The following is a 4,597-nucleotide window of genomic DNA, read 5'->3' as shown; positions in this document are numbered from 1 at the left end:
GCGAAAGTTCCTACGCAATTACAGTTGTTGTCGTATAGGTCGTTTGTGGTACATGGATCCCCATCATCGCAGGTGCTGCCAGGAGCACCAACGTTTTCATCTGAATCATCACAATCAACATTTGCACAAACGCCATCGCCGTCGGCATCACCTCCAAAGTCATCACAAGTACTACAAAAAGGAGTCGTCTCAGACGAATTAAAATCTGCTCCTGTGGCTAGTAATTCTCCCGAAGCATTGAGTAACTCGTAGTCTCCGATACCATAGTTACAGCACAATCCATCTCCATAAGTGTCATATATCGTAAACTCATAACACCCCAGAGGCAGACAAATATATTCAGTTACGATTGCTCCGTCAGGCCAATCAGCGTAAGTGCCATAAGAAGAGGCAACTACTTCTCCGGCTTCATTTACCACGCTCCACGATGTTTCTTGGGGATAGTCATCTAAGGTCAGTACCAACGTTGTAGTTACTACTTCATCGAGGCCGCAATTATCACAAGCATCAGGAATACCATCCCCATCACTATCTATGGTATCATCTCCACCGGGGCATACATCCTCCGAATCACAGACGCTATCTCCATCCGAATCTTGTAGTGTTCCTACGCAGTTACAATCACTATCATAAGTCTCATCATCCGTGCATGGGTTGTTGTCGTCACAAGGAAGTCCGATTTGCTCGTCACACGGATCACAGTAGTCTGGAATACCATCATTATCCATATCTCTGGTGTCATCTCCACCAGGGCAAATATCATCTTCATCACAAACACTGTCACAATCAGTGTCAGGGCAATCTTCTGCGCAATTGTCGCAGTAATCAGGGATACCATCATGGTCTCCGTCAATATTGTCATCTCCCCCCGGACAAACGTCCGTTTCATCACAAACGCCGTCATTATCCGAATCTACCAGTTCTCCGATACAGTTACAGTCTGCATCAAAAACGTCATTTTCAGTACAGGAGTTAAAATCATTACAGGCCTGCCCTTCCAGGCTGCCGTCACAAAGAATGTTCCGTTTCCATAAACCACGACCGTAAGTAGCGACGTAGAGTGTTTGATTTTTAATCTCTAATTCAGCTATTCTTACATTCGGGAGATTGTCAGAAATATTTACCCAGTTGACATTGCTGGTAGAATCCGTGTAATAGACTCCCGGGTTTCCGCCAATAAATACTCCTTGATTATTGAGTTCATCGTAAAGTGCACATTCAATTCCTACAGATGAGGGGATGTTTGCGGTAAGGTTCGTCCAGGTCACCCCGGCGTCTTCGCTTTCCATCACTTTGGTAGCACTCCCTGAAATCACAACCAATAGTCTTTCGGGGTTAGTAGGGTGAACAGCAATGTAATTCACTCTGGATCCTGGCAAATCAGAAGAGGTCCAACTCGTGCCGCCATCAGTTGTGATATGCAGAATATCGTCGTAGGCAAGGTAAATGAATTGGTTGTCTGAGGGGGCAATCTTTAGTTCGTCAGCTTTGTTATTCGTATTGAAATCAGTAATAGCAAGCCAAGAGTTTCCTCCATCTGTGCTTTTCCAGAGTTCCCTTCGAGCGGTATAAATAAGATTAGGTTGGCCAACAGCTTGTTCAAATGGCGTCACCCAATTTCCATTAACGCCAGGGGTAACGATAGACGTTCGGCTATTTCCTCCATTAATTGATTTATAAAGGCTTCCGTTTTGAGAGGTTCCGTAAACAATATCGTCATTGTCCCAAGCGATAAACGTTTCCATACCATCTGCTCCGAGCCAGTCGTACCAGTTGCCATTGCGTAGCACAGCGGTTCCATTATCTTGCGATCCGCCAGAGACCCGATCAATCTCCGTTTGTGCTGCACCGATTCGATAAAACTGTCGAATGCCTAATCCTGGCGTTATATCTGTCCAGCTGTCTGCTTCGTTAGTTGAATAATAAATTCCGCCATCGGTACCCGCAATTATTCGCTGACCGTCATAAATTAAAAGATCAATATCAGCATGAATGAAATTTGATCCGTTCGGATTACTCCAGACAGTCGTTTTATTCCAACTCTGTCCTGCGTTTGTAGATCGCCAAGTTTCTACGCCGGCCACATGAATAATATCAGGATTGATAGGGGAGATAATAATGTCCATATCGCGCGGAGCCTGGCCGCCGCTTTCATCCTGGTCGTACCCCATGATGTTGTTACAATCACAGGCATTATTGGCAAGGGTAATCCAGCTGACTCCTGCATTTTGAGAAAGATATAAGGCGTTAAAACCTCCATCTATTTCTTCTAAAGCATAGACACGCTGGGGCGAAGCGGGGGTTACCGCCAGCATGATGGCCTTGTCGTTATTCCCATTCCAAGGACCGCTTGTGATTTCAGTAAAAGTTTCTCCTCCGTCCGTGGATTTGTAAACGGCATCATTGCCTGATGCATAGATAATATTCAAATTAGTGGGGTGAAATTCCAAATCATACAAGGATTCATTTTGAATCAATACTGTATAAAAAACTTCCCCGCCATCTGTTGATTTATAAACCCGGCCTGATTGTGCTACCGCAAAAATAACGTCCGCATCAATAGGGTGCATCACGATCGTATTGTAAAGAGCCGTTGCAGAAACCCCTGAAACAGGTGACCAAGATATGCCGCCATCCAGACTTCGAACAAGCCCATCACTAAGCCCTGCCCAGTAATGATCAGGGTTGCTATGAGATATTTCCAACGCATATACATCGATCAAGGCTTGATCGTCGAACATTGGAGTCCAGCTTGTACCCAAATCCATTGTTTTCCAGATGCCTCCTGTTGGGGAGCCTACGATGATGTGATTGTCATTATTAGGGTCTAAGCCTATGGCGCTGACTCTTCCGAGACCAGAAGACCAAGTAGAAGTATTGATAGCGGATTGTGGCCCCAACTCGGTGTAAGCGCCAAAAAACTTATTGTTATTCGATGAAGACTTATCAATGAAATCGAGATACCCATCCAAGGCTTCTCGTTTACTTCGTACCCGACCTTGTTCATCTAGGTTGCGTTCGGCCCAATACTGCCATCGTTGAAATTGCTTATATCCCATTCCTCTTCCCTTTCCCGTCTTTTCAAAATGTCGTTCGGAGATGTCGACAATTTCTTGAAAAGTGAGATTGGTGTCACGTGAGAGTTCCTTATGGATTTGAGCTGTTACTGGTGTAGTGCAACAGAGGAAAATAATACCAAGGCTAAAAAGATAAAGTTGTTGAAGCTTACTTAATGGGTTTCTCATCTTAAGCGTAGATTTGATTAGAAAGAACGACATACTTCCTGTTCTGCTTACTCTACACATATTTAATGCTAAAAACTTATTAAAATTCAAGGAGGCGCAGAAAAAAAATTGGAAGCTGCAAAACGAATACGGAACAAATATTGAAAAAATAATTATATCAAGAGCGATTATCTTTTTTTTAAGGCTTTCATTTGTGCACAGACATACGTTTTGTAAGTGTAATTACAAAAAAAACGTCTTTATGCGGTATGTCGCATAAAGACGTTTTTGAAACTCCTTGAAGGAAAAATCTTAGTTTAAAGAGAATTGCATAACCTCCATAGAAGAGTTGTGGAACATCAACTGTGAAATATCAGGTACCATATAATCAATCAATGGCATCCGCTCAATTTCTTCCATTAGTGAAAACTCGCTTTCTGCGATCATTACAGCCCATAGGCGCGATCGATCCAAAGAAAGGCTGTAGTTTTGAATGATTCCATCCGCCAGCATCTGGTTGATCATAAACCGTTGCCGAGGGATAAGCGCCATGAACTCTTCTGTAAACTCTTCGGGGAGCTCAAACTCCACCATGTATGCATTTTTCATCTCGGTATCTTTTCGTCTGCAATCAGATATTATACGCATTAGAGGGGCAAATTGTTGTGTAGGATGTGCCCTACTTGTCTGAGTGTTAACCAAAAGAAAGTAGGAGTAGTTCCTGATAGGGAGTAAGAAGTGGGTTGAGCAAACCCTCAACTACCCTTTCAGCAAGGTTTCCGAAATATCTGTTCTGCTAGCCTTGATCGCTGGTAATATTGCTGCTACCAAGCCTAATAGAAGCGAACCACCTACCAGATACCATTCCTGAGGAAGAAACGTCCAGCCAGAAAAGGCGTAACCATAGGCTTTTTCCAAAGCACCAGCAAAGATCTGCATTCCGCCGTGACTAAACAGTAGGCCAAATAAACAACCAAGTAGGGCCAATAACAATCCTTCTAAAATGATGAGTGTGAATAAGGTGGCGCGAGTTCCTCCCATCACCCGCAATAAGGCCAGCTCGTACTGGCGTTCCTTGAGCGAGGCAAACAGGGAAATGAAGATACTCAGGCCTGAGACAAAAATGATCACGAAAGCCAAAATACGCAGCGCTTTTTCGCCGGTGTCCATAAGGCTGTAAAGACGATTTATTTCAATCGCGGGCGTAGCTGCTTGCAGGTCGGTGTTTTCATTGATACTGCGCTGCATATTGAGCGCCTGGAAGTTTCGGCCTTTAAATTTTATTAGCAAAGAGGTGATTTCTTTATCGCCGGGTTCTTCTAGTAAGTTTGGTGGTATAACCGATACTGCTTCATGGTCATGGTCATGGTCAT

3 protein-coding genes are annotated in these 4,597 nt (G+C 43.9%); all 3 read right to left on the bottom strand.

Annotated elements, in window-relative coordinates; genetic code table 11:
• Nucleotides 1–3,245, bottom strand: a 3,245-nt coding sequence (locus ACRBG0_RS20325) for a VPS10 domain-containing protein (protein WP_431488683.1), incomplete at its 3' end; no start/stop codon positions are given.
• Between the two features lie 291 nt (nucleotides 3,246–3,536).
• Nucleotides 3,537–3,833 (bottom strand): muconolactone Delta-isomerase family protein, encoded by a 297-nt coding sequence (locus ACRBG0_RS20320; protein ID WP_044085992.1) that lies wholly within the window; start codon nucleotides 3,831–3,833, stop codon nucleotides 3,537–3,539.
• Nucleotides 3,834–3,983: 150 nt separating this feature from the next.
• Nucleotides 3,984–4,597 (bottom strand): FtsX-like permease family protein (locus tag ACRBG0_RS20315; protein WP_431488682.1); only part of this gene is annotated, 614 nt, incomplete at its 5' end.

The organism is Lewinella sp. (genome assembly GCF_050633125.1).
Lineage (GTDB): Bacteria > Bacteroidota > Bacteroidia > Chitinophagales > Saprospiraceae > Lewinella.
Note: the sequence above shows the minus strand (reverse complement) of the source record. Positions and strands in the feature narration are given on the sequence as shown.